This is a genomic window from Marinomonas primoryensis, from assembly GCF_013372285.1.
GTDB lineage: Bacteria > Pseudomonadota > Gammaproteobacteria > Pseudomonadales > Marinomonadaceae > Marinomonas > Marinomonas primoryensis.
Map to the genome: position 1 here is coordinate 3,161,091 of NZ_CP054301.1, position 23,910 is coordinate 3,185,000.

At 42.9% G+C, this 23,910-nt stretch carries 21 protein-coding genes, 5 tRNA genes and 2 rRNA genes (1 of these 28 cut by a window edge); 16 read left to right on the forward strand and 12 right to left on the reverse strand.

Features of this window, described 5'->3' with window-relative positions; genetic code table 11:
* The first annotated feature begins 268 nt into the window (after positions 1 to 268).
* From MP3633_RS14655 to MP3633_RS14715, 13 genes are all read left to right on the forward strand, one after another.
* Positions 269 to 1,987 (forward strand): tetratricopeptide repeat protein, encoded by a 1,719-nt coding sequence (locus MP3633_RS14655; protein WP_244959668.1) that lies wholly within the window; start codon positions 269 to 271, stop codon positions 1,985 to 1,987.
* Entirely contained in the window at positions 1,987 to 2,565 is a 579-nt protein-coding gene (gene lolB / locus MP3633_RS14660; protein ID WP_176336087.1) for a lipoprotein insertase outer membrane protein LolB, read from the forward strand. The genes MP3633_RS14655 and lolB overlap by 1 nt, the downstream gene beginning before the upstream one ends.
* Entirely contained in the window at positions 2,550 to 3,437 is an 888-nt protein-coding gene (gene ispE, locus MP3633_RS14665; protein ID WP_176336088.1) for a 4-(cytidine 5'-diphospho)-2-C-methyl-D-erythritol kinase, read from the forward strand. The genes lolB and ispE overlap by 16 nt, the downstream gene beginning before the upstream one ends.
* 58 nt (positions 3,438 to 3,495) lie before the next feature.
* Entirely contained in the window at positions 3,496 to 4,443 is a 948-nt protein-coding gene (locus MP3633_RS14670) for a ribose-phosphate diphosphokinase (protein WP_176336089.1), read from the forward strand.
* Positions 4,444 to 4,513: 70 nt separating this feature from the next.
* Complete coding sequence (locus tag MP3633_RS14675) at positions 4,514 to 5,092, forward strand: 50S ribosomal protein L25/general stress protein Ctc (protein ID WP_176336090.1); 579 nt, start codon at positions 4,514 to 4,516, stop codon at positions 5,090 to 5,092.
* Positions 5,093 to 5,111: 19 nt separating this feature from the next.
* Positions 5,112 to 5,696 (forward strand): aminoacyl-tRNA hydrolase, encoded by a 585-nt coding sequence (gene pth / locus MP3633_RS14680; protein WP_176336091.1) that lies wholly within the window; start codon positions 5,112 to 5,114, stop codon positions 5,694 to 5,696.
* 26 nt (positions 5,697 to 5,722) lie between these two features.
* Complete coding sequence (ychF, locus tag MP3633_RS14685) at positions 5,723 to 6,814, forward strand: redox-regulated ATPase YchF (RefSeq protein WP_112140826.1); 1,092 nt, start codon at positions 5,723 to 5,725, stop codon at positions 6,812 to 6,814.
* 114 nt (positions 6,815 to 6,928) lie between these two features.
* A tRNA-Gln gene (locus MP3633_RS14690) sits at positions 6,929 to 7,003 on the forward strand.
* An 8-nt stretch (positions 7,004 to 7,011) separates the two neighbouring features.
* Positions 7,012 to 7,088: transfer RNA gene (locus tag MP3633_RS14695), tRNA-Met, on the forward strand.
* Between the two features lie 11 nt (positions 7,089 to 7,099).
* Positions 7,100 to 7,174, forward strand: a tRNA-Gln gene (locus MP3633_RS14700).
* A gap of 35 nt (positions 7,175 to 7,209) precedes the next feature.
* Positions 7,210 to 7,286: transfer RNA gene (locus MP3633_RS14705), tRNA-Met, on the forward strand.
* Between the two features lie 20 nt (positions 7,287 to 7,306).
* Positions 7,307 to 7,381: transfer RNA gene (locus MP3633_RS14710), tRNA-Gln, on the forward strand.
* A 115-nt stretch (positions 7,382 to 7,496) separates the two neighbouring features.
* Entirely contained in the window at positions 7,497 to 8,075 is a 579-nt protein-coding gene (locus tag MP3633_RS14715; RefSeq protein WP_176336092.1) for a porin family protein, read from the forward strand.
* 72 nt (positions 8,076 to 8,147) lie between these two features.
* Here MP3633_RS14715 and clpB read toward each other — a convergent pair whose 3' ends face one another.
* From clpB to rluD, 3 genes are all read right to left on the reverse strand, one after another.
* Entirely contained in the window at positions 8,148 to 10,730 is a 2,583-nt protein-coding gene (gene clpB, locus MP3633_RS14720; RefSeq protein ID WP_176336093.1) for an ATP-dependent chaperone ClpB, read from the reverse strand.
* A gap of 124 nt (positions 10,731 to 10,854) precedes the next feature.
* On the reverse strand, positions 10,855 to 11,601 hold the full coding sequence (pgeF, locus tag MP3633_RS14725; RefSeq protein ID WP_176336094.1) for a peptidoglycan editing factor PgeF: 747 nt from the start codon (positions 11,599 to 11,601) through the stop codon (positions 10,855 to 10,857).
* Between the two features lie 57 nt (positions 11,602 to 11,658).
* Positions 11,659 to 12,642, reverse strand: a complete 984-nt coding sequence (rluD, locus tag MP3633_RS14730; protein ID WP_112140833.1) for a 23S rRNA pseudouridine(1911/1915/1917) synthase RluD — start codon at positions 12,640 to 12,642, stop codon at positions 11,659 to 11,661.
* Positions 12,643 to 12,802: 160 nt separating this feature from the next.
* Here rluD and MP3633_RS14735 point away from each other — a divergent pair, with 160 nt between their 5' ends.
* Entirely contained in the window at positions 12,803 to 13,645 is an 843-nt protein-coding gene (locus tag MP3633_RS14735) for an outer membrane protein assembly factor BamD (RefSeq protein ID WP_176336095.1), read from the forward strand.
* A gap of 21 nt (positions 13,646 to 13,666) precedes the next feature.
* Here MP3633_RS14735 and MP3633_RS14740 read toward each other — a convergent pair whose 3' ends face one another.
* Together MP3633_RS14740 and MP3633_RS14745 are read right to left on the reverse strand one after the other, a co-directional pair.
* Positions 13,667 to 14,329 (reverse strand): glutathione S-transferase, encoded by a 663-nt coding sequence (locus tag MP3633_RS14740; protein WP_176336096.1) that lies wholly within the window; start codon positions 14,327 to 14,329, stop codon positions 13,667 to 13,669.
* 90 nt (positions 14,330 to 14,419) lie between these two features.
* Positions 14,420 to 14,632, reverse strand: coding sequence for a cold-shock protein (locus MP3633_RS14745; protein ID WP_112140838.1), 213 nt, complete (start codon positions 14,630 to 14,632; stop codon positions 14,420 to 14,422).
* 455 nt (positions 14,633 to 15,087) lie between these two features.
* On the opposite strand from MP3633_RS14745, the gene MP3633_RS14750 reads away from it, so the two are divergent.
* Together MP3633_RS14750 and MP3633_RS14755 are read left to right on the forward strand one after the other, a co-directional pair.
* Positions 15,088 to 16,299 carry an ammonium transporter gene (locus tag MP3633_RS14750; RefSeq protein WP_176336097.1) on the forward strand — a complete coding sequence of 404 codons (1,212 nt, stop codon included), beginning with the start codon at positions 15,088 to 15,090 and terminating at the stop codon, positions 16,297 to 16,299.
* A 133-nt stretch (positions 16,300 to 16,432) separates the two neighbouring features.
* Positions 16,433 to 16,891 carry a tRNA-uridine aminocarboxypropyltransferase gene (locus MP3633_RS14755; RefSeq protein WP_176336098.1) on the forward strand — a complete coding sequence of 153 codons (459 nt, stop codon included), beginning with the start codon at positions 16,433 to 16,435 and terminating at the stop codon, positions 16,889 to 16,891.
* Here the strand turns inward: MP3633_RS14755 and MP3633_RS14760 are convergent.
* From MP3633_RS14760 to MP3633_RS14790, 7 genes are all read right to left on the reverse strand, one after another.
* Positions 16,881 to 17,588 carry a fumarylacetoacetate hydrolase family protein gene (locus MP3633_RS14760; protein ID WP_176336099.1) on the reverse strand — a complete coding sequence of 236 codons (708 nt, stop codon included), beginning with the start codon at positions 17,586 to 17,588 and terminating at the stop codon, positions 16,881 to 16,883. The genes MP3633_RS14755 and MP3633_RS14760 overlap by 11 nt on opposite strands.
* A gap of 30 nt (positions 17,589 to 17,618) precedes the next feature.
* On the reverse strand, positions 17,619 to 18,257 hold the full coding sequence (locus MP3633_RS14765) for a cupin domain-containing protein (protein ID WP_176336100.1): 639 nt from the start codon (positions 18,255 to 18,257) through the stop codon (positions 17,619 to 17,621).
* Between the two features lie 257 nt (positions 18,258 to 18,514).
* Positions 18,515 to 19,453, reverse strand: a complete 939-nt coding sequence (locus tag MP3633_RS14770; RefSeq protein WP_176336101.1) for a porin — start codon at positions 19,451 to 19,453, stop codon at positions 18,515 to 18,517.
* A gap of 448 nt (positions 19,454 to 19,901) precedes the next feature.
* Positions 19,902 to 20,447 (reverse strand): DUF2058 domain-containing protein, encoded by a 546-nt coding sequence (locus MP3633_RS14775; RefSeq protein ID WP_176336102.1) that lies wholly within the window; start codon positions 20,445 to 20,447, stop codon positions 19,902 to 19,904.
* A 170-nt stretch (positions 20,448 to 20,617) separates the two neighbouring features.
* Complete coding sequence (locus tag MP3633_RS14780; RefSeq protein WP_024024079.1) at positions 20,618 to 20,827, reverse strand: cold-shock protein; 210 nt, start codon at positions 20,825 to 20,827, stop codon at positions 20,618 to 20,620.
* A 773-nt stretch (positions 20,828 to 21,600) separates the two neighbouring features.
* A 5S ribosomal RNA gene (gene rrf, locus MP3633_RS14785) occupies positions 21,601 to 21,715 on the reverse strand.
* A 230-nt stretch (positions 21,716 to 21,945) separates the two neighbouring features.
* Positions 21,946 to 23,910: ribosomal RNA gene (locus tag MP3633_RS14790) — 23S ribosomal RNA — on the reverse strand; it runs 931 nt beyond the window's last position.

A 23,910-nucleotide genomic window follows, 5' to 3' on the forward strand; every position in this document is an offset into this window, starting at 1 on the left:
TCGAGATTTAAGGTAATGACAGGAGCAGGCATTGCTCCAACACGACTCTTTACATAAAGAAGACACATTATACGAGAAATTAGCTTTTTTTCGCACCCCATATGATCAATAAAAGTAATAGGATTAGTTTATAGTTATGCCTGACATAAAGAGTGGCTAGCGATACCATAAGGGTTTTATGAATTTAACGTCGAGAAAGCACATGTCGTCTGTTTTAGACCTCATACACAAAAACCACATAAGAAAGCCTCATACAAAAAGGTTTTTGGTGCTGCTTACAATTCTTTGTGGGGCATTATTATTAAGCGCCTGCACCTATAACACGACTCAACCCGATATCGTACCATTGAGCAAAGAAATACCTCTCGAACAGAAAGTATCTCATAGCAACATTGCAGAGTTTCTCAACGCCGAGTTCACGCTACAAAGAGAAGGTCCGAATAAAGCATTTGACTCTTTTTATAAGCTAGCTAGCCAATCCGAAAATCTTGCACTGATAGAACGACTCACACACATCGGGGTCGTTTCACAAAACCGCCTATACATAGAAAGAAGTACGGATTTATGGCTGTCCGTTGACCCAACGTCGGAGCAAGCTTACTCACTTAAGTTGCAAGTTCTCGTCAAAGGAGATCGTTCGGACGAAGTGACAACGCTGCTAACCAACGCAATTCGACACAAGACGTCGCTACGTTTTTTACCGCTTTACCTTGAAGAAGTTGTCCGTGACAGCGATCAAGTTAATACCATAGAAGAAGCGATAGCAACGCTATCTCCTGAATCAAAACACGATCAATACGTACAGCTGAGCCACGCGCACCTTTTATTGCTTTCAGGAAAGTATCAGTCCGCGATTAATGCATCCAAGCAACTTCTAGCCCAGCCTAACACCGAAAAAAGCGAAGCTCTCTACCTCATTTTGGCTTTTAGTCAAAAAAACCTTGGTCGATTCGAAGACGCCATAAAAACATTACAGACAGCGTCGCAATACGCCCCCAAAAACGCGCGATTACTAACGCCTTTAATTGACTTTCTTGTCGAAAATAAGCAACCCGAACGCGCAGCAACGGTATTTCAAAGTGCGAACTTAGAAACACCCGAAAAACTTCAAATCGGCATTAATTTCATGCGTACCTTACTAGAACACGAACAACCAACACTGGCACTTGAGACCGCCAACCTTCTGCCAAAAAAACAACTGGGCTTATCAGATCAAATTCAATATTTAACCGCCATTGCACTTGCTCAACTAGACAAAAAAACAGAAGCCATCGAAACAATGGATACGGTGGACGGTGCTTTACGCGCTAATGCCACCAGCCAGATGGCGTTATGGCTTTATGACGCAGGCAAAGAGAACGACGTTAACAACATGGTTCTCAACCGTACTCTACGAGAAAATATGCCGGAGCAGGTCGCTGCTATCAGCCGACTTCATGAGGAAAAAGGGAATATCGATTTATCATACGAATTACTAAATCACGCTTTAATCGCTTTACCGGAGTCCGACGTTTTGCGCTATCGAAAAGCGTTACTCGCTGAAACGTTAGGAAACTGGACAGTAACGGAAATCGAACTCAAAATATTGCTCGAAAAAGACCCAGATAACCCACAGTACCTCAATGCTCTTGGCTACACACTGCTCACCCGAACCGCTCGTATTGATGAAGCAATGAACTACATAGAATCCGCCTACGAGAAAGCAGACAATGACCCAGCTATTATTGACAGTTTAGGATGGGGGTTCTTTATGAAGGGAGAGTTAGAGCAGTCTTCTTATTATTTAAAAAAAGCCTGGTCAATTCTACCCGACGCCGAGATTGCGGCCCATTACGGCGAGTCTCTCTGGCAACAACGCCACTACAAAGAAGCAATAGATATATGGAAAGCGGCCTTAAAAACATCGCCAGGTACGCCATTATTACTTGATACTATAAAACGACTTTCACCGTCGCTGATGGATGAACTAGAACAGGATAAACCGTGATGAACTACCGTACTCTCTGCCTACTTACTTTGACCGCACTTATCAGTGCCTGTAGTACGCAACCAACAGGGCCAATCACACCACCACCCACCAGTGTTGGCGCCATTTCAAAATGGGAAACATCTGGTCGAGTTGGCATTCGCACACCGAAAGACGCAGTTTCTGGCAATTTTAACTGGCAAAAAGATCCAACAACCTTCGCTCTTAATATTGTTGGCCCTTTTGGTCAAGGCGCAACCAAGCTAGATAAATCTCAAGATGGCGTTGTCACATTGGCTTATGATGACACCGTGATAACCGGCAACGACCCAGCCATACTATTGCAACAAGAGCTTGGTTGGGAATTCCCAGTAGAGCAGGTTTCTTATTGGATAAGAGGCTTGGCGGATCCGCACTCAGCCGCACGAATCACCAAGGACACAGACAGCAAACTGCCAAGTAAAATAGAACAAGATGGCTGGCTGGTAACTTACAACAGTTTTACAACAATAGATGGCCTATCCTTGCCACAAAAAATGCAAGTATCTAACCCACCTTTTAGAGTAAACTTGATTATCAACCAATGGACCATTCAGTAACCAGCATGCAATTACCTTCTCCTGCAAAATTAAATTTATTTTTACACATCATCGGCCGACGAGAAGACGGCTACCACGAACTGCAAACACTGTTTCAATTTATCGATTTATGCGACACGCTTGATTTTTCGCTTACTAGAGATAACAACATCATCATCTCACCAGCTATTGAGCAACTTCCAACAGAAGAAAATCTCATTTATAAAGCGGCGAAACTGCTTACTCCCTTCAAGCAAAACCCTCACGCCGGCGTAGATATTATCCTAAAAAAACAATTACCTATGGGTGGAGGAATCGGCGGTGGAAGTTCCAATGCCGCCACGACTTTGTTGGCTCTAAACACCCTATGGGAATGTCATCTTTCTTTAGAAAAGCTGGCTGAATTGGGAGTCCAATTAGGCGCGGACGTTCCCGTTTTTGTCATGGGTTTTGCAGCCTTTGCGGAAGGTGTTGGAGAGAAGCTTCAAAAAGTCACATTAGATACACCCTATTTTTTACTCCTTAAGCCCAATTGTCACGTCTCAACAGGTCAAATCTTTACCGATAAATATTTGACAAGAGACACCCCTCCGATCAGAATATCGCACGCCTTGAAGCTGGGTGGCCATAACGACTGTTTAGATGTGGTTAGAAAGCACAATCCTGAAGTGAATGAAGCGTATTTATGGCTTAAAAGCCATGGCGATGCAAAGTTAACTGGGACCGGGGCTTGTCTATTTTTAGCATTCGATAATGTGCGCGACGCTGAGCGAGTAAGATTGTCTACACCAAAAAAATGGCAGAGTTGGGTTTGTCATGGGTGTAACACATCACCAACTCACGACGCACTAAACCAGTGGATTAAGCAAAATAGGGATAAGTGCCCCAAATAAACAAATTACTTCCCTGGCCAGTCTATTTCATCGCTACAAAATACAAAGGGTATACACAGTGTCCAAGTTGATGGTTTTTACCGGTAATGCAAACCCTGAACTCGCTCGCAGGGTGGTACGTCGCCTAGGGCTACCTATCGGAAACGCAACCGTAGGTAAGTTTAGTGACGGAGAGATTACGGTCGAGATCAATGAGAATGTCCGCGGAAAAGACGTTTTTATTATCCAATCCACCTGCGCCCCTAGTAATGACAATCTAATGGAGCTGATCGTCATGGCAGACGCTCTACGTCGAGCTTCCGCCACACGAGTGACGGCTGTTATTCCCTATTTTGGTTATGCTCGACAAGATCGTCGCGTACGCTCAGCCCGCGTACCTATTACAGCGAAAGTCGTGGCCGATATGATTTCAGCTGTTGGCATCAACCGTGTATTAACCGTTGACCTTCATGCAGACCAAATCCAAGGATTTTTCGATATCCCTGTTGATAACGTCTACGCAACGCCTCTACTACTTGAAGATTTACAACGCCAAGGTTATGAAAACATTACCGTTGTTTCCCCAGATGTAGGCGGTGTGGTTCGAGCGCGCGCCTTCGCAAAACTGCTTGATGACGCAGACTTAGCCATTATAGACAAACGTCGCCCTCGCGCTAACGAAGCTCAAATCATGCATTTGATTGGTGATGTCGCTGGAAAAACATGCGTCCTAGTAGATGACATGTGTGATACTGGGGGGACCTTGTGTGCCGCTGCAAAAGCACTAAAAGATCACGGCGCTGAAAAAGTAATCGCCTACTGCACTCATCCAGTGTTGTCAGGCAAAGCCATTGAAAACATTACAAATTCCGTGCTTGATGAGTTGGTCGTGACTGATACCATCCCATTGACACAAGAGGCGCTTAATTGCCCTCAAATACGCCAATTGTCGATGTCTGACATTATGGCGGAGGCTGTTCGTCGTGTATGCAACGAAGAGTCTATCAGTGCCATGTTTGGGGCCTAAGCCAAACACTAACGCTCGGAACGGGTCGCAGTTCTGGGCACAAACTTTGATTAATTATTAGGAAAATACCATGTCATTATCTATTAATGCCGTAGCACGTAAAGAAGAAGGCAAGGGTGCGAGCCGCCGCCTTCGTAACGCTGGTCTAGTACCAGCGGTTATCTATGGTGGTGAAGCTGCACCACAATCTGTTTCTTTTAAAGACAACGAGATTCTTAAATCTGTTTCTACTCCAGGTTTCTTGACTGGTCTAGTTGAAGTATCTGTAGACGGTAAAGCAGAAAAAGTGCTTGTAAAAGCGCTACAACGTCACCCAGCAACAGGCCTTGTTATGCACATGGACCTTCAGCGCGTTCAAGAAGACAAGGCAATCACTACTCGTGTTCCTTTAAGCTTCATCAACGCTGCACAAAGTGAAGGCGTTAAAGGCCAAGGTGGTCGCTTGACGGTTGAATCTAAACTGGCTGAAGTTCGTTGCCTACCAGCTAACCTGCCTGAAGTATTGGTAGTAGACGTGATCAAAGGTCAACTTGATCAAATTTACCATCTATCTGATGTTATTCTTCCAGAAGGCGTTGAATTGATTTCTTTGTTGAAAGGCGAAGATCATAACCAACCTATCGGTCGTATCGGCAAAGCTAAACGTTAAGACTATTGAAGGCAGTATTGTGGCAGGTTTCAGATTATTAGTCGGCTTGGGTAACCCAGGCAACGAATACGAGAACACTCGTCACAATGCAGGCGCTCAGTGGATTGAAGCATTGGCTCGTCAGAGCCAATGCCTTCTTCGCTCCGAGAAAAAGTTTTCCGGCCAATTTGGCAAAGTTTCTATAGCTGGTGAAGAATGCTACCTCCTTATTCCCACCACCTATATGAATTTAAGCGGCAAAGCCGTTCAGGCTGTTTGTCAGTTCTATAAAATCCCCCCTGAAGAAGTCCTTGTTATTCACGATGAGCTCGATATTCCACCCGGTACAGCTAAATTAAAAAAAGGTGGTGGGCATGGTGGTCACAACGGATTAAAAGACATTATTGCTAAACTTGCGAACAACCGTGAATTTGGCCGTCTTAGGATAGGTATTGGCCATCCAGGACACGCAAGCCAAGTCGCCAATTACGTCTTAAAAAAAGCCGCACCTGACGATTTCGCAAAAACAGAACAAACCATTGACGAATCATTGCGCTATGTTGATGACATAGTGAAGGGCAACCTGAATGCCGTAATGAATCAACTTCATAGCTTCAAAGCATAACCACTTAATTATTTAGGAATCTCACTATGGGTTTTAATTGCGGCATCGTTGGGTTACCTAACGTCGGTAAATCAACTTTATTTAATGCATTAACCAAGGCTGGCATTGGCGCAGAGAACTTCCCATTCTGCACAATTGAGCCAAATGCTGGCGTTGTTGCCATGCCCGACCCGCGCCTAGACGCACTAGCAGCCATCGTAAAACCAGAGCGTGTTTTAGCCACGACAATGGAATTTGTTGATATTGCAGGCCTCGTAGAAGGTGCATCAAAAGGTGAAGGGCTTGGTAACAAATTCCTAGCCAATATTCGTGAAACGGACGCGATTGCCCACGTTGTTCGTTGCTTCGAAGATGATAACGTCATCCATGTTTCGAATCATGTAAACCCAAAACTAGACATTGAAGTGATCAATCTAGAATTGATCTTTGCAGATATCGAGTCCATTGATAAACAAATTTTTCGCACAGCAAAAAATGCAAAAAGCGGCAACAAAGACGCTATTGCCCACAAAGCACTGTTAGAAAGCATTAAAGAACACTTAGAAAATGGCCTTCCTGTACGAGCTATGACGCTTTCTGATGACCAAAGAAAAGAAGTCCGCTCCCTACATCTATTAACAACCAAACCAACCATGTACATTGCAAACGTCTCTGAAGATGGTTTTGAAAATAATCCTCACCTAGACCAAGTACGAGAAATTGCTGAAGCAGAAGGCGCAATGGTGGTTCCTATATGCAACCAGCTTGAAGCAGAAATATCCGAGCTAGACATAGAAGAAATGCAAGAATTCCTTGATGAAATGGGCATGGAAGAACCAGGACTGGATCGAGTGATTCGTGCAGGCTATGAATTGCTAGGCCTTCAGACCTACTTTACAGCGGGCGTAAAAGAAGTACGTGCATGGACAGTCAAACAGGGCGCAACAGGCCCACAGGCTGCTGGAGTGATCCACACAGACTTTGAAAAAGGCTTTATTCGCGCCGAAGTCGTCAGCTATAACGATTTCATCCAATACAAGGGTGAAAGTGGTGCAAAAGAAGCCGGTAAATGGCGCCTAGAAGGAAAAGAGTACATCGTAAAAGATGGTGACGTAATGCATTTTCGTTTTAATGTTTAACCTATTGTAAAACATTTTTAGGAAAACACTTGACCCATTAACCGGATATATGAATAATATCGCGCCACAGAGGCAGTAGATCATTTTATGTAAGCGGCTTTTGTGTCAGTCTGTTGGGGTATAGCCAAGCGGTAAGGCAACAGGTTTTGATCCTGTCATGCGTAGGTTCGAATCCTTCTACCCCAGCCAACAGACAAGGCTATGTAGCTCAGTTGGTTAGAGCACATCACTCATAATGATGGGGTCACTAGTTCGAATCTAGTCATAGCCACCACAATTCGATATTGGGGTATAGCCAAGCGGTAAGGCAACAGGTTTTGATCCTGTCATGCGTAGGTTCGAATCCTTCTACCCCAGCCATCGATAGTTTTTATTAGTAGTTAATATACAGTTTAGGCTATGTAGCTCAGTTGGTTAGAGCACATCACTCATAATGATGGGGTCACTAGTTCGAATCTAGTCATAGCCACCAGCGAAAAGAAAATCAATTATTGGGGTATAGCCAAGCGGTAAGGCAACAGGTTTTGATCCTGTCATGCGTAGGTTCGAATCCTTCTACCCCAGCCATCTATGTAAATAATCTTCACAGTACGTCATCCCTTTTCCTTATTTCATTGGATTTTACTTCTCTTCAATCTATAATTAGACAAAATTTATCCAACTCGATATATGGACGCTAATTATGAAATCAACAAAGTTCGCTTTTACTCTATCAACACTATTACTAGCAGGCGCTGCCAATGCCGATATTCTTGGCGCTAACGCAGAAGCTGGTATTTTTGACGGTGACGATGGATCTGCAACCTATGCAAGTCTTGATGTACAACACCCTATCCCACTAATTCCAAATCTGCGTATAGATGTATGGGACTTTGAATCAGACCCTTCTGGCACAGACATTAGCCACTTAGATTTCACTGGTTATTATGGCGTGGGGATATTATGGGCTAGCATTGAAGGCGGCGTTACATTTCGCAGTCTAGACATGGATAGTGGTGCATCTAGCGATAGCGAATCAGTACCAATGCTTTTCTTAGCCGCTTCTCTGGCGATTCCAGGCACGGGTGTCACATTGGCAGCGGAGTCTAAAAGTATTTCTTCATTTGATGATGTCACCATTACTGACCAATCGTTCAAAATACAGTACCAGCCCATACCCGTTCTTGGCTTGGAAGTCGGTTATCGTTCAATCGATCAAGAAACTAATTTCCTTAATAAAGATTACGATGGTTATTTCATCGGTGTAACCCTCGATATTTAATTGTCTAAGCCTTACACATAAAAAAGCTCTACTCTTTTTTGAAAGACTAGAGCTTTTTTTATGCCTAATTATTCACTGGCTTTTAGCAAAAACCAGTCCACCCTCGACAACGTCTGCCACAATACGGTCACCGATAACAAAGTGACCAGATAATAGTTCATTTGCCAATGGATTCTCTATCCATTTCTGTATCGCTCGCTTCAACGGTCGAGCCCCATAAACCGGATCATACCCAACTTCAACCAGCTGATCAGAGGCCGCATCGGTTAACACTAACGACATACCCATCTCCGCCAATCGTTCGTTCAAATGAGCCAGCTGCACCGTTGCTATCCCCTTGATCTGCGATTTCATCAAAGGATGAAACACAACGGTTTCATCAATCCGATTAATAAACTCTGGACGAAAATGCATTCCTACCACTTCCATCACTTTGGATTTGATTTCTTCATACTGGTCAGCAGATTTATACTCTTGAATCAAATCAGAACCTAAATTCGATGTCATAACAATAACCGTGTTTCTAAAATCCACAGTACGGCCTTGACCATCCGTCAATCGACCATCGTCCAAAACCTGCAAAAGAATGTTAAAAACATCTGGGTGTGCTTTTTCAACCTCATCAAGCAATAACACAGAGTAAGGTCGGCGTCTGACAGCTTCAGTCAAATAACCTCCTTCTTCGTAACCAACGTAACCTGGAGGCGCACCAATCAAGCGAGCCACCGAGTGTTTCTCCATAAACTCAGACATATCAACTCGAACCATTGCCTGCTCAGTATCAAACAAGAATTTCGCTAAAGACTTACACAGCTCCGTTTTACCCACCCCTGTCGGCCCTAAGAAGAGGAAAGATCCGTTAGGACGGTTAGGATCTGCCAAACCTGATCGAGAACGTCTAACCGCATTAGACACCGCTGAGACCGCTTCATTTTGCCCCATCACAGATTCATGCAATGCATCTTCCATACGAAGCAACTTATCTCGCTCCCCCTCCAGCATTTTATCGACCGGAATGCCTGTCCATCGAGAAACAACGGTCGCAATCTCTTCTTCCGTCACGCGTCTTTTCAGTAACCGCGTCTCCGTATTCTCCTCTACTTGACTGGCCTTTTCGATTTCAGTCTCAAGCATTGGAATCACACCATACTGAAGCTCGGACATTTTCGCTAAATTACCACTACGGCGAGCCTCTTCCATCTCATGACGAACCGCTTCTAATTCTTCTTTCAGCTTTTGCGCCCCCTGAACCGCGGCTTTCTCAGCGTTCCAGATTTCTTCCAAATCAGAAAACTGTTTCTGCAAATCCTCAATTTCACTATCCAATTCTGCCAGTCTCAGCTTAGAAGCTTTGTCTTTTTCCTTCTTAAGCGCCTCTCTTTCAATCTTCAACTGGATTAAGCGGCGCTCCAAACGATCCATATCCTCGGGCTTAGAGTCCATCTCCATGCGGATGCGACTACCAGCCTCATCAATCAAATCGATGGCTTTATCTGGTAATTGACGATCGGTAATGTAGCGCTGGGAAAGCTTCGCCGCCGCAATGATGGCAGAGTCTGTAATATCAACGCCGTGGTGTACTTCGTAACGCTCCTTCAAGCCTCGCAAAATAGCGATGGTATCCAATACACTCGGCTCTTCCACTAGCACTTTTTGGAAACGTCGCTCCAACGCGGCGTCTTTCTCAATATATTGACGATATTCATTCAACGTCGTTGCACCGACACAATGAAGTTCTCCCCGTGCCAAAGCAGGTTTGAGCATATTGCCGGCGTCCATCGAGCCTTCTGACTTACCAGCTCCTACCATGGTATGAATTTCATCTATAAATAAAATGATCTGGCCTTCTTGCTTAGAAAGCTCATTCAACAAGGCCTTCAATCGCTCCTCAAATTCTCCGCGATATTTTGCTCCTGCAATCAAAGCCGCCATATCAAGCGATAGAACACGCTTATTTTTCAAACCTTCCGGTACTTCTCCGTTAATAATCCGTTGAGCTAAACCCTCAACGATCGCAGTCTTACCCACACCAGGCTCGCCAATTAACACTGGGTTATTTTTACGACGGCGCTGCAAAACTTGTATCGTACGGCGAATTTCATCATCTCGCCCGATCACTGGGTCAAGCTTACCCTCTGCTGCTCTTGCGGTAAGATCTACCGTATACTTATCTAAAGCTTGGCGGTTTTCTTCTGCATCAGGATCATTAATAGAATCGCCACCGCGAATGTTGTCAATGACAGCAGCAATATCCGCCTTCGTGACACCACTTGCTTTTAGGCTTTTGGCAAGATCGTCTTTGCCATCGAACATCGCCATCAAAACCAATTCAGAAGAGATAAACTGATCTTTTCTCTTTTGTGCTTCTTTGTCCGCTAAATTCATTAGCCGACCTAGCTCAGGTGACATCTGAACATTCCCATCATGATTCTGAACCTTAGGAAGACGAGACAGCAACTCATTTAGACTTTCACGAAATTTAGCAACGGGAATGCCCGCTTGCTGTAAAATGGGGCGAGTACTTCCCCCTTGCTGATCCAGCAAGGCAATCATTAAATGAAGCGACTCGATATAAGAATGATCCTGCCCCAAGGCAACGGACTGAGCATCGGAAAGCGCCAACTGCAATTTACTGGTTAAACGATCTATACGCATGATCTGACATCCTTTGAAAAATAAGATGAAATATTTCGATTAAGAACTTAATAGTTCTCAAAAATGACTTTTCAAGATCTTCAGTGTCATTTTTTTGACACCCATCAATAAAACAGAGGATTATTTAGCTATCTATCCAAATAACAGAGGCCATTCGCCCCGTTTTACCATCACGTCTGTATGAATAAAAATTCGCCTCGTCTGAAAAAGTACAATGATCACCACCATAAACTTGGGTAACGCCAGCGGCATGCAAGCGCTGTCTCGCTAACAAATAAAGATCGCCCAACCACTTATCCGACGCTTGCGTCGCTTTAAAAGCCTCTTCCGCCTCAGGATACAATGTCATAAACGCCTGCCTCACTTCGCAACCAACCTCAAAGGCTGCCGCTCCAATCGCAGGCCCCAACCACGCCATGACACTACTTTTATTATCAAATTGCGCCAGTGTCGACTCTAAAACACCAGCGCATAGGCCACGCCAACCAGCATGAGCAACTGCTACTTGTGTGCCCGATTGATTACAAAAAAACACGGGGAGGCAATCCGCTGTTAATACTGCACAAACTTGATTTAAAGCATCAGAAAAAGCCGCGTCGGCACTTTTAGGTAAGGAGTCGCAAGGCAATTTCACAACGTCTGTGCCATGCACTTGATTTAGCCAAACAACCGAATCAGGCATATCGATAAAAGACGCAAACAAATGACGATTTTGAATTACTGCTTCAGAATTGTCCTGCACGTGAACACCTAGGTTTAGTTCATCAAACGGTGTACAGCTGACCCCGCCAATACGAGTAGAAACATAAGCACAAACAGAAGAGGGAGCGGGCCAATTAGGCCTAATAAAAGAAGATTTATGAGAAGACATCAATCTCTCCAAACAAAACCAGTAGAAAGTAAAAAGGCAGCCGAAGCTGCCTTATTTTTAGAAGTATTCTGAGTCGCTACTATCAGATTCTAGTGTATCGGCTTTAAGCGCCTCCAGTAATCGCTTCATATCATCAGGCAAATCGACCTCCCACTCCATCCATTCACCAGTAACGGGATGAGAGAGCTCCAACCTTTTAGCATGCAATGCCTGTCGACGAAAATTACGCAATTGTCCCTGCAATTCCGGCGTACAAGCTTTTGGCATTTTCAGACGACCACCATACTGAGGGTCCCCAATCAATGGATACTGAATAAACGCCATATGAACACGAATCTGATGGGTACGTCCTGTCTCGAGCTTCAAACGAATATGCGTATGATTTTTAAAACGCTCAACTAATCGATAATGCGTGACAGCATCTTTACCATGTAAAGGCTCCACCGCTTGTTTCTGACGATTGTGAGGATGGCGGCCAATTGGCTCATTCACCACACCTCCACCCGTCATTACGCCAATGGAAATAGCCTCATATTCACGCCCCATGCTGCGCTCTTGTAGCTGGGAAACTAAATCTGTCTGCGCTATTAACGTTTTAGCAACAACCATTAAGCCAGTCGTCTCTTTATCAAGTCGATGTACGATGCCTGCACGCGGTATATGCGCAGTTTCAGGAGCATGGTGAAGAATCGCGTTCATTAAAGTACCGTCACGATTACCAACAGCCGGATGCACAACCAAACCCGCAGGCTTGTTTACAATCATAATTGAGCTGTCTTCGTAAACGATATCAAGCGCCATTTCCTGCGCTTCATGGTCCTCTTGAGCCTCGATAACAATATCAAGTGTAACCACTTCACCACCAAACAACTTTTCTTTTGGTTTAATGATTTGGCCATCTACTTTCAAGGCACCTTCTTTAATCCAGCTTTGAATACGTGAACGTGAATAGTCATTAAACAATTCTGTCGCGATCTGATCAAACCGATTACCACCCAAATCGAAAGGAACTTGGGCTTCTTTTACTATGCGCTCTGCCATACAATGTACTTAAGTCTGTTGTTTTCAGTTCATTGATTTTATCATTGAGTCTGAAAGTGAAAAAACGTGTAGCGCCTTGCACTTCATCATCTTTCGCAATATAACGCTACAAAATGCCGATTTAGGCTAATCTACTACCATATCAAGGTTTTGATTATACATGGGATTTCATCACTCGTTGCTCCGATTCTCTGGAATAGTTAGTTTTTCTTTATTCATTGTTGCTTGCTCAAGCAAACAAGTACAAGAACCAGACCTGCCTGAACGTACTTATTACGATAAAGCTCAGCAAGCACTGGACGAAAACCTTCCTTCCACCGCCATAAAACATCTAAAAGATTTAGACTCTCGTTACCCATTTGGTGAGTTCAGTGCTCGCGCGGAACTGGATTTAATTTATGCCCAAATTGAAGCCAGTGACTTCATCGCCGCCCACGCAACCGCCGATAGATTTATCAAAAATCACCCGGAACATGATTCAGTCGATTACGCCTATTACATGCGCGCACTTTCGACTTACAAAGGCGCCGAGAGCCTGATGTCTCGCTACTTAAACTTAGACCCAAGCGAAAGGGACTCAAAAGAACTGGCAAAGGCATTTAATGAACTTGCAGACTTTACCTCTCGCTACCCGAACAGCTCCTTTGCTCCTGATGCAAAAGCACGGATGTATTATTTACGTGAAATGGTGTCACGCCATGAATTGCAAGTGGCTCACTATTATTTAAAAAGAAAAGCACCTCTTTCTGCTTTGCGTCGCAGCCAAGAAGTCATTCAGCATTACCCAAGCACTCGGTCTGTCGAAGAAGCACTGGCGATTTCAGTCCAATCTTATAACGATCTAGAACAGACAGATTTAGCGCAAATAAATCTTGCCGTGTTGAAACAAAGCTTCCCCAATTCTTCGCATATTGACACTGAAGGTAACTTCATTGCCCTTGAACTTCCAAGCGACGCTGACCCAAGCTTTTTATATTGGGTTACCTTTGGGCTAATCGATTAATATCAAGTAACCACGAACCGCTTAGCAAGCAGGGAAGAGGATTTCCTCTTGACCTGCTTCCCAAGCTGTATTTTTAACCATCACAACAGATTTAAACCTTTCAGAATTCAAAAAATTAGCCAACCACACTTTTACGTTGTGATATTCAGATAATTCAAACCACGCTTGGTCAACAGCAGCAAATTGGCGAACAAATGGGAACACCGCAATATCTGCCACACTAACACTCTCACCGAATATAAATGCACTTTTCTTTAAACGCTTATCTAAACGCTGTAAAAAAGCCTCACCTCTACGACGGTAATAAACGCCACTAAATTCTGGGTGTCGATCTGCGTATTTATAACGATCCAACCAATACTTAAAGAAGCGATCATTATATTTTATCCATGCTTTCACTTTATTTTTTTTAATAATTTGAAAGGGCCATAGAGCATCCAAAGAAATGCAACCATCAGCCTTTGAAAGCGCCCAAAAAATAATATCCAAACTTTCTGGGTATCTAGCGCCATCTACATCTATAAGCTGAGGTACACTTGACCGACCACCCAAGGACAATAAGGCGGCAGGCTTTGACTTTAAGACAACCTCCCTTAAATACACAGGCACGCCTAAAAGATCGATAACGTATCTAGCCCTTATGGCATAAGGGCAACGCCTAAACGAATACAGTACTGGTAACACAATAACCTCCGATATTTAGCGTACAAATTATAAGCATAAAAAAGCCATGCTGTATAAAGCATGGCTTTTTAAAAATAAGTAAAGGTTCAACTATACAATCGTTACATTCTCAGCCTGAGGGCCTTTTTGCCCATCAGTAACTTCAAAAGTCACTTTTTGACCTTCTTGAAGAGTACGACGACCATCACCGTTTATAGAACGGAAATGAACAAAAACATCAGCTCCACCTTCACGCTCAATAAATCCAAACCCTTTTTCATCATTAAACCACTTAACAATACCTGATACTAACTGACCTGACATAACAACCTCATTTTTTATGTTGCCCTTAAATAAGCAATCTTTTAACTACGCTAAAAATAATCAGACTTTCAGCAACGATCTAACCGTTAAACATATTATAAAAAATTCGAACTTAATAAATACGCTAACACTTCGATAATATGTCGTACAAAATAAAATAGAAAGCGAATAGAAACCAAGTATTGTTAAAAAAAGTAATAGTAAATACGTAATGACCATAGTGCAAAATCAAAATTCAAAGCGCACCTGCAGCAATCAAACCACTAAAAACCCAAAACAGTGCATTTCCTAAAAGATAAAAAAAAAGCACCAATAAAATGCATAACTGGAATAATTATTGCTTAACTTCAGAACAAATTTAGATTAACAGAATAAAAAGCCCATAAAGCCCCATAAAAGAGCACCGGAAAGTAAGAAAATCCATTACGGTGCAATAAAAACATTAGGAGCCATCCGTGACCCCCACAAACAGTGCAGTAGAAATGCTCGTTTCCAGTTCAAACACTCTTTTCATACTACTTGGCGCAATTATGGTATTTGCCATGCATGCTGGCTTTGCTTTTTTAGAAGTCGGTACAGTACGTCATAAAAACCAGGTCAATGCGCTCGTCAAAATCATGACAGATTTTGCAGTATCGGCACTTGTCTATTTCTTTGTAGGCTATCAAATTGCCTATGGTGTCAACTTCTTCGAAAGTGCAGCCACCTTATCTCAGGAAAATGGCTACGCACTAGTGAAATTCTTCTTTTTGATGACGTTTGCTGCCGCGATACCAGCGATTATTTCAGGCGGTGTTGCTGAACGAGCAAAGTTTTATCCTATGTTAATATCCGCCGCCGTTATCGTTGGCGTCGCTTATCCATTTTTTGAAGGCATCGTATGGAATGGTAATTATGGAGTTCAAGGCTGGCTAGAAGAACAATATGGCGCTCCTTTCCATGACTTTGCAGGGTCCGTTGTCGTTCACGCTTTTGGAGGCTGGGTTGCTCTTGCTGCTATCATTTTGCTTGGCACTCGTAATGGCCGTTTTAGGCATGGTAAATTAGTCGCCTTTGCGCCATCGAACATTCCTTTTCTTGCTTTAGGGGCTTGGATCCTTTGTATAGGTTGGTTTGGCTTTAACGTCATGTCTGCACAAACGCTAGACGGTATTAGCGGCTTGGTCGCCGTAAACTCTCTAATGGCCATGGTTGGAGGTATTATTGCTGCCATGATATTTGGTAAAAATGATCCGGGATTTATTCACAACGGCCCATTGGCTGGGCTCGTTGCAATATGCGCGGGATCAGACATCATGCACCCCATTGGCGCATTAGCAACTGGCGCATTTGCTGGCGCAATTTTCACATTCTTATTCACCCATATTCAGCAAAAATTCAAACACACCGACGATGTTCTTGGTGTATGGCCACTACATGGCGTTTGTGGTGCATGGGGAGGCATTGCAGCAGGAATTTTCGGAACAGAGGCACTTGGAGGATTAGGCGGCGTTAGCTTTATGTCTCAGCTTGTAGGGAGCCTAGGTGGCATTATAGTTGCCACATTATCTGGATTTATTGTTTACGGTATGGTTAAAGCCGTCAGCGGATTACGCCTAAGCGAAGAAGATGAATTCAATGGTGCAGACTTGTCCATTCATAAAATTGGCTCTATTGGCAAAGAGTAAAACGCTCTAGTTCACTACGAACTCAAAGCCAAAGTTTGATCTGACTTTTTTTCATTAGATCAAACTTTGGCTTTTCTATTTTCACCATCTGTTACAATTAAATAAAATGCACTTTTCAAAGAGAATTTATTAAATGCAAATTTGGCTGCTAACACACAGTGAAGAATTGAAAAAAAAAACTGGAACCGGAAAGCTAATCAAAGAAGTACTGAACAATGAATGTGACATCATTGAATGGTCTAGAGTCATGCCGAGCAAAACTATTTTGGATTTATCACCAGAAAATACAATACTTATCTATCTGTGTGAAAATGAAGAACTCAAATACCATCACGACAGCGGAATAACGGTAAAAAACATCATAATCATTGATGGTACATGGCAACAAGCTCGAAAAATTTACAACCAGTCCCCCTACCTGGAACGATTCAAACATTATGAGATAGCAGACATAAAGTCCGTTTACAGCAAACGCCGCAACCAAAAAATTACGGGGTTATGCACGGCAGAAGTCGCAATTCACTTATTAGCAAAATATCAGCACCCGGCAATGTCAACTTTACTCGATAGGTTTACTGAGTTTAATCGGTAACGTTCACTCTAATTTCACCCAAATGCTCAACCCATGCCACCATTTCATCACCAACAACAACAGCACCTACATTTTCAGGCGTGCCTGTCATGATCAAATCACCCGGCCTTAATTCAAAAACCTCTGATAATTTACAAATAACCTCTTCAATAGACCATGTTAAATTAGAAACGCGACTAACCTGCTTAACATCACCATTAACCTTTAAACCAATTTCGGCTTTTGCAACATCAACACTAAGACGATCATTTTTTAAAAGTATTGGACTTATTGGGGCAGACTCATCAAATGATTTCCCTACCTCCCAAGGGCGACCCTTCTTTTTAGCTTGCGCCTGAAGATCACGTCGTGTCATATCCAAACCGACAGCGTAACCAAGAATTGCATCAACTGCTTGTTCCGGCGTTAAATTACGACCCCCTTTACCTATAGCAATAACAAGCTCAACCTCATATTCGAACTGTGACGAAGCCATAGGATAGGAAATACCGGTCACATCAGAAAAACTAGCAGGAACAACACATGACGCATCTTTCGCAAAGAAGAATGGAGGGTCTCTTTCAGGATCATCTCCCATTTCTTTTGAGTGCTCAGCGTAATTTCGACCAACGCAATATACTCGTCCAACTGGGAAGAGCTGATCACTTTCCACAACGGGCAAAAATACACGCTTTTGTTCCGGTATAATATGTGTCACATAAACCTCAATATAATAGGCAGACTAAATTTAAAAATGCCCTGCTTTTAACCAAATAAAACAATCTGACGCAACATTCCAACGGTCTAATGAAAACTCAGGATCTCGTAGCCAACCGCCAGTAGTCATTAGATTACCACCGTATTGTGCCTGCCCAGATATAATGAATAACTCGACGGAAGCACTTAAGTCCAATTGACTTAATAAATTTTCACCATTTTGAATACGAATAAGCCAAACTCTCTCTGTACCAAATTGATAAAGTGGCACAATTTCTGACTGTCTAGATGACCAAATACTAGGTGTTTCAACATAGACCTGATTCAAGTCTGTCACTTGAAATTGATGCAGTTTTACTAATAAACAACAGCCATCAAGGCTATGGGGGGCATGACTAGTACCGGGAGGGTTCCTGAAATAACTACCAGCCTTAAAATCACCTTTTTCATCGGAGAAAATACCATTTAATACAAGTATTTCTTCACCCAACGGATGCGGATGAGGACGAAAAACAGAACCAGCTTCGTAGGATACCAAACTCGTCGCATGACCTCGCTCAGCCTCTTCTCTTGCCAAAGGTTTTCTATAAACTCCAGACATTGGACTGGCAATCCAATCAATTTTGTCTGTATCCATGAATACCGTTTGAGAAAAGTTCATGTTGAGCATAATTAACGGCCAGCTATCTTTAAAAAATAAGTTTAACGGTTTGATTAAATAACAATCAAGTTATTCCTTATTTTTTGAAATAGAACGGCACAATAAAAAAAGGCACCAGATGTTGCCATCTGGCGCCAAAATGTTCCAACAAATCCGCCTACAAGAGAAGAAATATGGAACCTTGAATGATCTTGCTTAACATAAGGCTCCTACCTTACTAGACTGGTAGGAGCCTTAGAGTAAATAAAATCATCTATAAGAGGATCTTAGAAACCGTAGTAAACACCAACAGCTGTTTGAGTATCTGTATCGTTGTTAGTGGCATTTTCATATTTACCAACTTCACCGTACACATAAATATTCGATGCTAGGCTATAAGTTACACCAGCAGCATATTCATTAAATTTATCTTTACCAGCGCCATCTTCATCAACATTCTGGTAAGAAACGTAAACATCACCAACACCGTAACCATAACGAGCAGCTAGACCAAGTACGTCTTGGGTATCGTCAGTCGTTTCATACTTACCCGTAACGGACAAGTTAGCCATCGGCATAACAGTAACTGCTAAACCAGTAGTTGCTTTAGGATCAGTCGCTGAAGTATTTTCACGAGAATCATAACCCAATGCAACAGACACTAGATCAGTAGAGTATTTAACAACACCCATAACTGAAGTGCCGTCATTATCAGTATCTACGTTTTTAGAAGATGTAGTATCCCCTTTGAATTGAGCCGCAACTTGTACTTCAAAACCATTCATAGATGGTGAAAAGTAAGCAATAGTGTCGCCTTCAGTCGTGTCTTCTGCGTTTGTCATACCTAGATTTTCAAACTGATCAACAGAGTCTTGAATAGCATTGTTATAGATAGTGTCAAACGAACCAACTTGAACTTTACCAAAGTTCCCCTTCAAGCCAACAAAAGCCTGGTCTAAATCAGCTTTGCTATCATGATCTTCTTTTTGGTCTGCGTTAAATTCAAGTTCATATTTGAAGAAAGCAGTTAGATCATCATTGATTTTTGTTTCACCCTTTAAGCCAATGGTCGAACCATTGTCTACAAAGTCAGTCCCTTTATCAGTGTCTGTGTATGCATATTGGATGTTACCGTAAACATCTACTGTAGAACCTTCAGCAGCTTGAACTGATACAGAAGCAAGTGCAGCACTGGACACAGCAATAGCAATAATCGATTTTTTCATTCTCGTTTCCCTTTAAAATATTTAGCTTTTTCTTGTAGGCGCTTGATATGTGCAAGCAACAGTCAAACAATCTAAACATTTCACAGAAATAGACAAGTAGATGCAAGCTACTTGCATCAAGTATCCACCATAGGTGCTATTTTCATGAAATGTATCATTTAAAAAGGATTTTCAATGCGCATTAAATATCCTAGAAATAAGATTAAAGCCGATATTTATCAGTCACTTATGTGCAAATATTTGAAAAATACAAAATTTGGAATGTGCATCTATTTTCTATTTTTTGACACTAAAATACGATTTTTTTGAAAATATTGCGTCAATGACGCACAAAAACACTAATGAAAGGAGTAAATTTCAGGAGGAAAAATAAGAAAGAAACCAAAACAAGAGACATAGAAGTGAACTAGAGGGTCAGAAAAAACCCTCTTAGGCATCAAAAAGGGCTTTACCACATTAGATCATCAGGGATTTCAAAACCTGCATAGGGATCATCATCAACACTATCAACACGGTTATTACAAACAAGCACATAAGATGAATCTCGCTCATTAATCTTTACTGCAACCGGTTCAGGAATGAGTTCATATTGCTGATCAAGCTTAATGATAGCCAAGCGTCCGCGACTCAAATCATCATGCATTGACTGACTAATATACAATTTTTTTACTTTTTTATTATCCGTAAAGTGATAAGCAATATCGCCATTTTCTTTTCGGACGCGATTTTGATCTATCATCTGGCGAATTTGTCCTTGCACCGCTTTATGCTCAGCAAGTTTTTGACGCTCTAGATTCAGCCCCCGATCTTTCTCCACTTTATCGTCTCTCTGGCGTTTCAGCGCTTCCAAACGCTCATCATGATCTGTGGTAACTATTTTACCTTTTTTAACTTTCTGCTTATGCTGTAAGGTCTCTGCTTTGAGTTTTTTAACCTTCTTCTTATCAACGAGACCCACACCCAACAACTGCTCTTGTAATGACTTAGCAGCCATAATAATTAACCTCCGTAATACCTAACCAGAATATAATTAACAACATCAAACTGGATATAGAAAAGCCTTAGCATTGAAGGACTTTATCTCGACCTATAAAAACAAAAAAAGCGACTTAAAAGTCGCTTTTTAGCATTCGCACTGCTGAGAGAATCCTCAGCAACGTTACCTTATAAAGGTGTAACGTTTTGAGCTTCTGGGCCTTTTTTGCCTTGAGCTACTTGGAATTCAACTTTTTGGCCTTCAGCCAAAGTTTTGAAACCAGAAGTGTTGATTGCAGAGAAGTGAACAAAAACATCAGGACCTGAATCCTGAGTAATGAAACCGAAACCTTTAGTTTCGTTGAAAAATTTTACTGTACCAGTTACTACGTCAGACATGTCTGTTTATCCTGTAGGTTAAGTTAATTTATACGTAGGTGCTATCACCTACGTTATAGTGCTAAAAAAACTCGGTATTACTTATGATTTAACAGGACGAACATACTGACGTATTATTCGCAACTCTGGACATAAATATTGCCAACTCTTTTAAACGAAGCTTATTCTAGCCCGCTTTGAATCATGAGGTCAACTAAGTTATGTAAAAAAATCAATAAATATTGCTGTAATCAGATACGAATTAAAAATAAATCTATCTGTATGAATTAGATAGATTTATTTTTAAGATATGAAACCTAACACCTCCCTCCTCATCTATTTCATTTGATCAAGAGCAGAACACTAAGAGTAAACAAGATACCCTGACGGTATCTTAAATTGCTTTGTCTAATGACATTACGGCTTTATTAGTAATATATCCAGTGACTCTTTTAACGCTCAACGAATCCTACTCTGTGGGTTAGCAGACAACACTCGTTAATCTTTATCACGCCTATACAAAAGCCCACTTCAAAATGAAGTGGGCTTTTTTGTGCATAAAAACAAGGCTTATCCCCAGATTAGCAAGAATACATGATGCTATTAAACCATCACACTTATTTACTCAAGAATACATAAGTGGCCTCTATTAAACCATCTCAAGATCAAACACCACTGACCAAAATAAGGCTTCCCTATATTCCAGCATCAAGGTAGATTTCCCACCGGCTTCCCTTTCCTTGAGCCAAAAAAAAGCCCTGACAGCGTTAGCTATCAGGGCTCTCTTAATTTAAGCTTGACGACGACCTACTCTCACATGGGATCTCCCACACTACCATCGGCGATTGCGCTTTTCACTTCTGAGTTCGGGATGGGATCAGGTGGTTCAACGCCTCTATGATCGTCAAGCAATTCTGCTGCGTTCGTTCTGGCGGTTTCTTAAGATCATAATCTCTATCATCTCTTTCTTCCAACCAAAACACGCGTAGACATGCTTGGATCTTTAACAATTCTTTTTTGAAATAACGGTAATCAAGGTTAAACCGGTCGTATTATGTGTCTCTGTAATCTTTGATGCATTTGCTTAGAGTCTTTTTCATTCTCTCTTCACTTATCATCTAAAACCACTTTGGTGTTATATGGTCAAGCCTCACGAGCAATTAGTATTGGTTAGCTCAATGCCTCACAGCACTTACACACCCAACCTATCAACGTCCTAGTCTCGAACGGCTCTTTAGGGGACTTATGTCCCAGTGAGATCTTATCTTGAGGGAGGCTTCCCGCTTAGATGCTTTCAGCGGTTATCCCGTCCGAACGTAGCTACCCGGCAATGCCACTGGCGTGACAACCGGAACACCAGAGGTTCGTCCACTCCGGTCCTCTCGTACTAGGAGCAGCTCCTCTCAAATCTCAAACGTCCACGGCAGATAGGGACCGAACTGTCTCACGACGTTCTAAACCCAGCTCGCGTACCACTTTAAATGGCGAACAGCCATACCCTTGGGACCGGCTTCAGCCCCAGGATGTGATGAGCCGACATCGAGGTGCCAAACACCGCCGTCGATGTGAACTCTTGGGCGGTATCAGCCTGTTATCCCCGGAGTACCTTTTATCCGTTGAGCGATGGCCCTTCCATACAGAACCACCGGATCACTAAGACCTACTTTCGTACCTGCTCGACGTGTCTGTCTCGCAGTTAAGCGTGCTTTTGCCTTTACACTCTACGCATGATTTCCGACCATGCTGAGCACACCTTCGTGCTCCTCCGTTACTCTTTGGGAGGAGACCGCCCCAGTCAAACTACCCACCACACAGTGTCCTCGATCCAGATAATGGACCTGAGTTAGAACCTCAAACATACCAGGGTGGTATTTCAAGATTGGCTCCAATAGAACTAGCGTCCTATCTTCAAAGCCTCCCACCTATCCTACACAAATAGGTTCAAAGTTCACTGTGAAGCTATAGTAAAGGTTCACGGGGTCTTTCCGTCTAGCCGCGGATACACAGCATCTTCACTGCGATTTCAATTTCACTGAGTCTCGGGTGGAGACAGTGTGGCCATCGTTACGCCATTCGTGCAGGTCGGAACTTACCCGACAAGGAATTTCGCTACCTTAGGACCGTTATAGTTACGGCCGCCGTTTACTTGGGCTTCGATCAAGAGCTTCGCTTACGCTAACCCCATCAATTAACCTTCAAGCACCGGGCAGGCGTCACACCCTATACGTCCACTTTCGTGTTTGCAGAGTGCTGTGTTTTTAATAAACAGTCGCAGCCACCTGGTATCTTCGACCGACTAGTGCTTACGGAGCAAGTCCTTCACACCGGCCGGCGTACCTTCTCCCGAAGTTACGGTACCATTTTGCCTAGTTCCTTCACCCGAGTTCTCTCAAGCGCCTTGGTATTCTCTACCTGACCACCTGTGTCGGTTTGGGGTACGGTCAATGTATATCTGAAGCTTAGAAGTTTTTCCTGGAAGCATGGCATCAACCACTTCGCCCAAAAGAGGGCTCGTCATCAGTTCTCGGCATTCTCTCTAAAAGAGTGACCCGGATTTGCCTAAGTCACTTGCCTACCGCCTTAAACACAGACAACCATCGCTGTGCTGGCCTAGCCTTCTCCGTCTCTCCATCGCAATATACATCGGTACAGGAATATTAACCTGTTTTCCATCGACTACGCATTTCTGCCTCGCCTTAGGGGCCGACTCACCCTGCCCTGATTAACATGGGACAGGAAACCTTGGTCTTCCGGCGGGGGAGTTTTTCACTCCCCTTATCGTTACTCATGTCAACATTCGCACTTCTGATACCTCCAGCCTGCCTTACAGCTTGACCTTCAACGGCTTACAGAACGCTCCTCTACCATGCCTAATAAATTAAGCATCCGTAGCTTCGGTGTACAGTTTGAGCCCCGTTATATCTTCCGCGCAGGCCGACTCGACTAGTGAGCTATTACGCTTTCTTTAAAGGATGGCTGCTTCTAAGCCAACCTCCTAGCTGTCTAAGCCTTCCCACATCGTTTCCCACTTAACTGTAACTTTGGGACCTTAGCTGACGGTCTGGGTTGTTTCCCTTTCCACGACGGACGTTAGCACCCGCCGT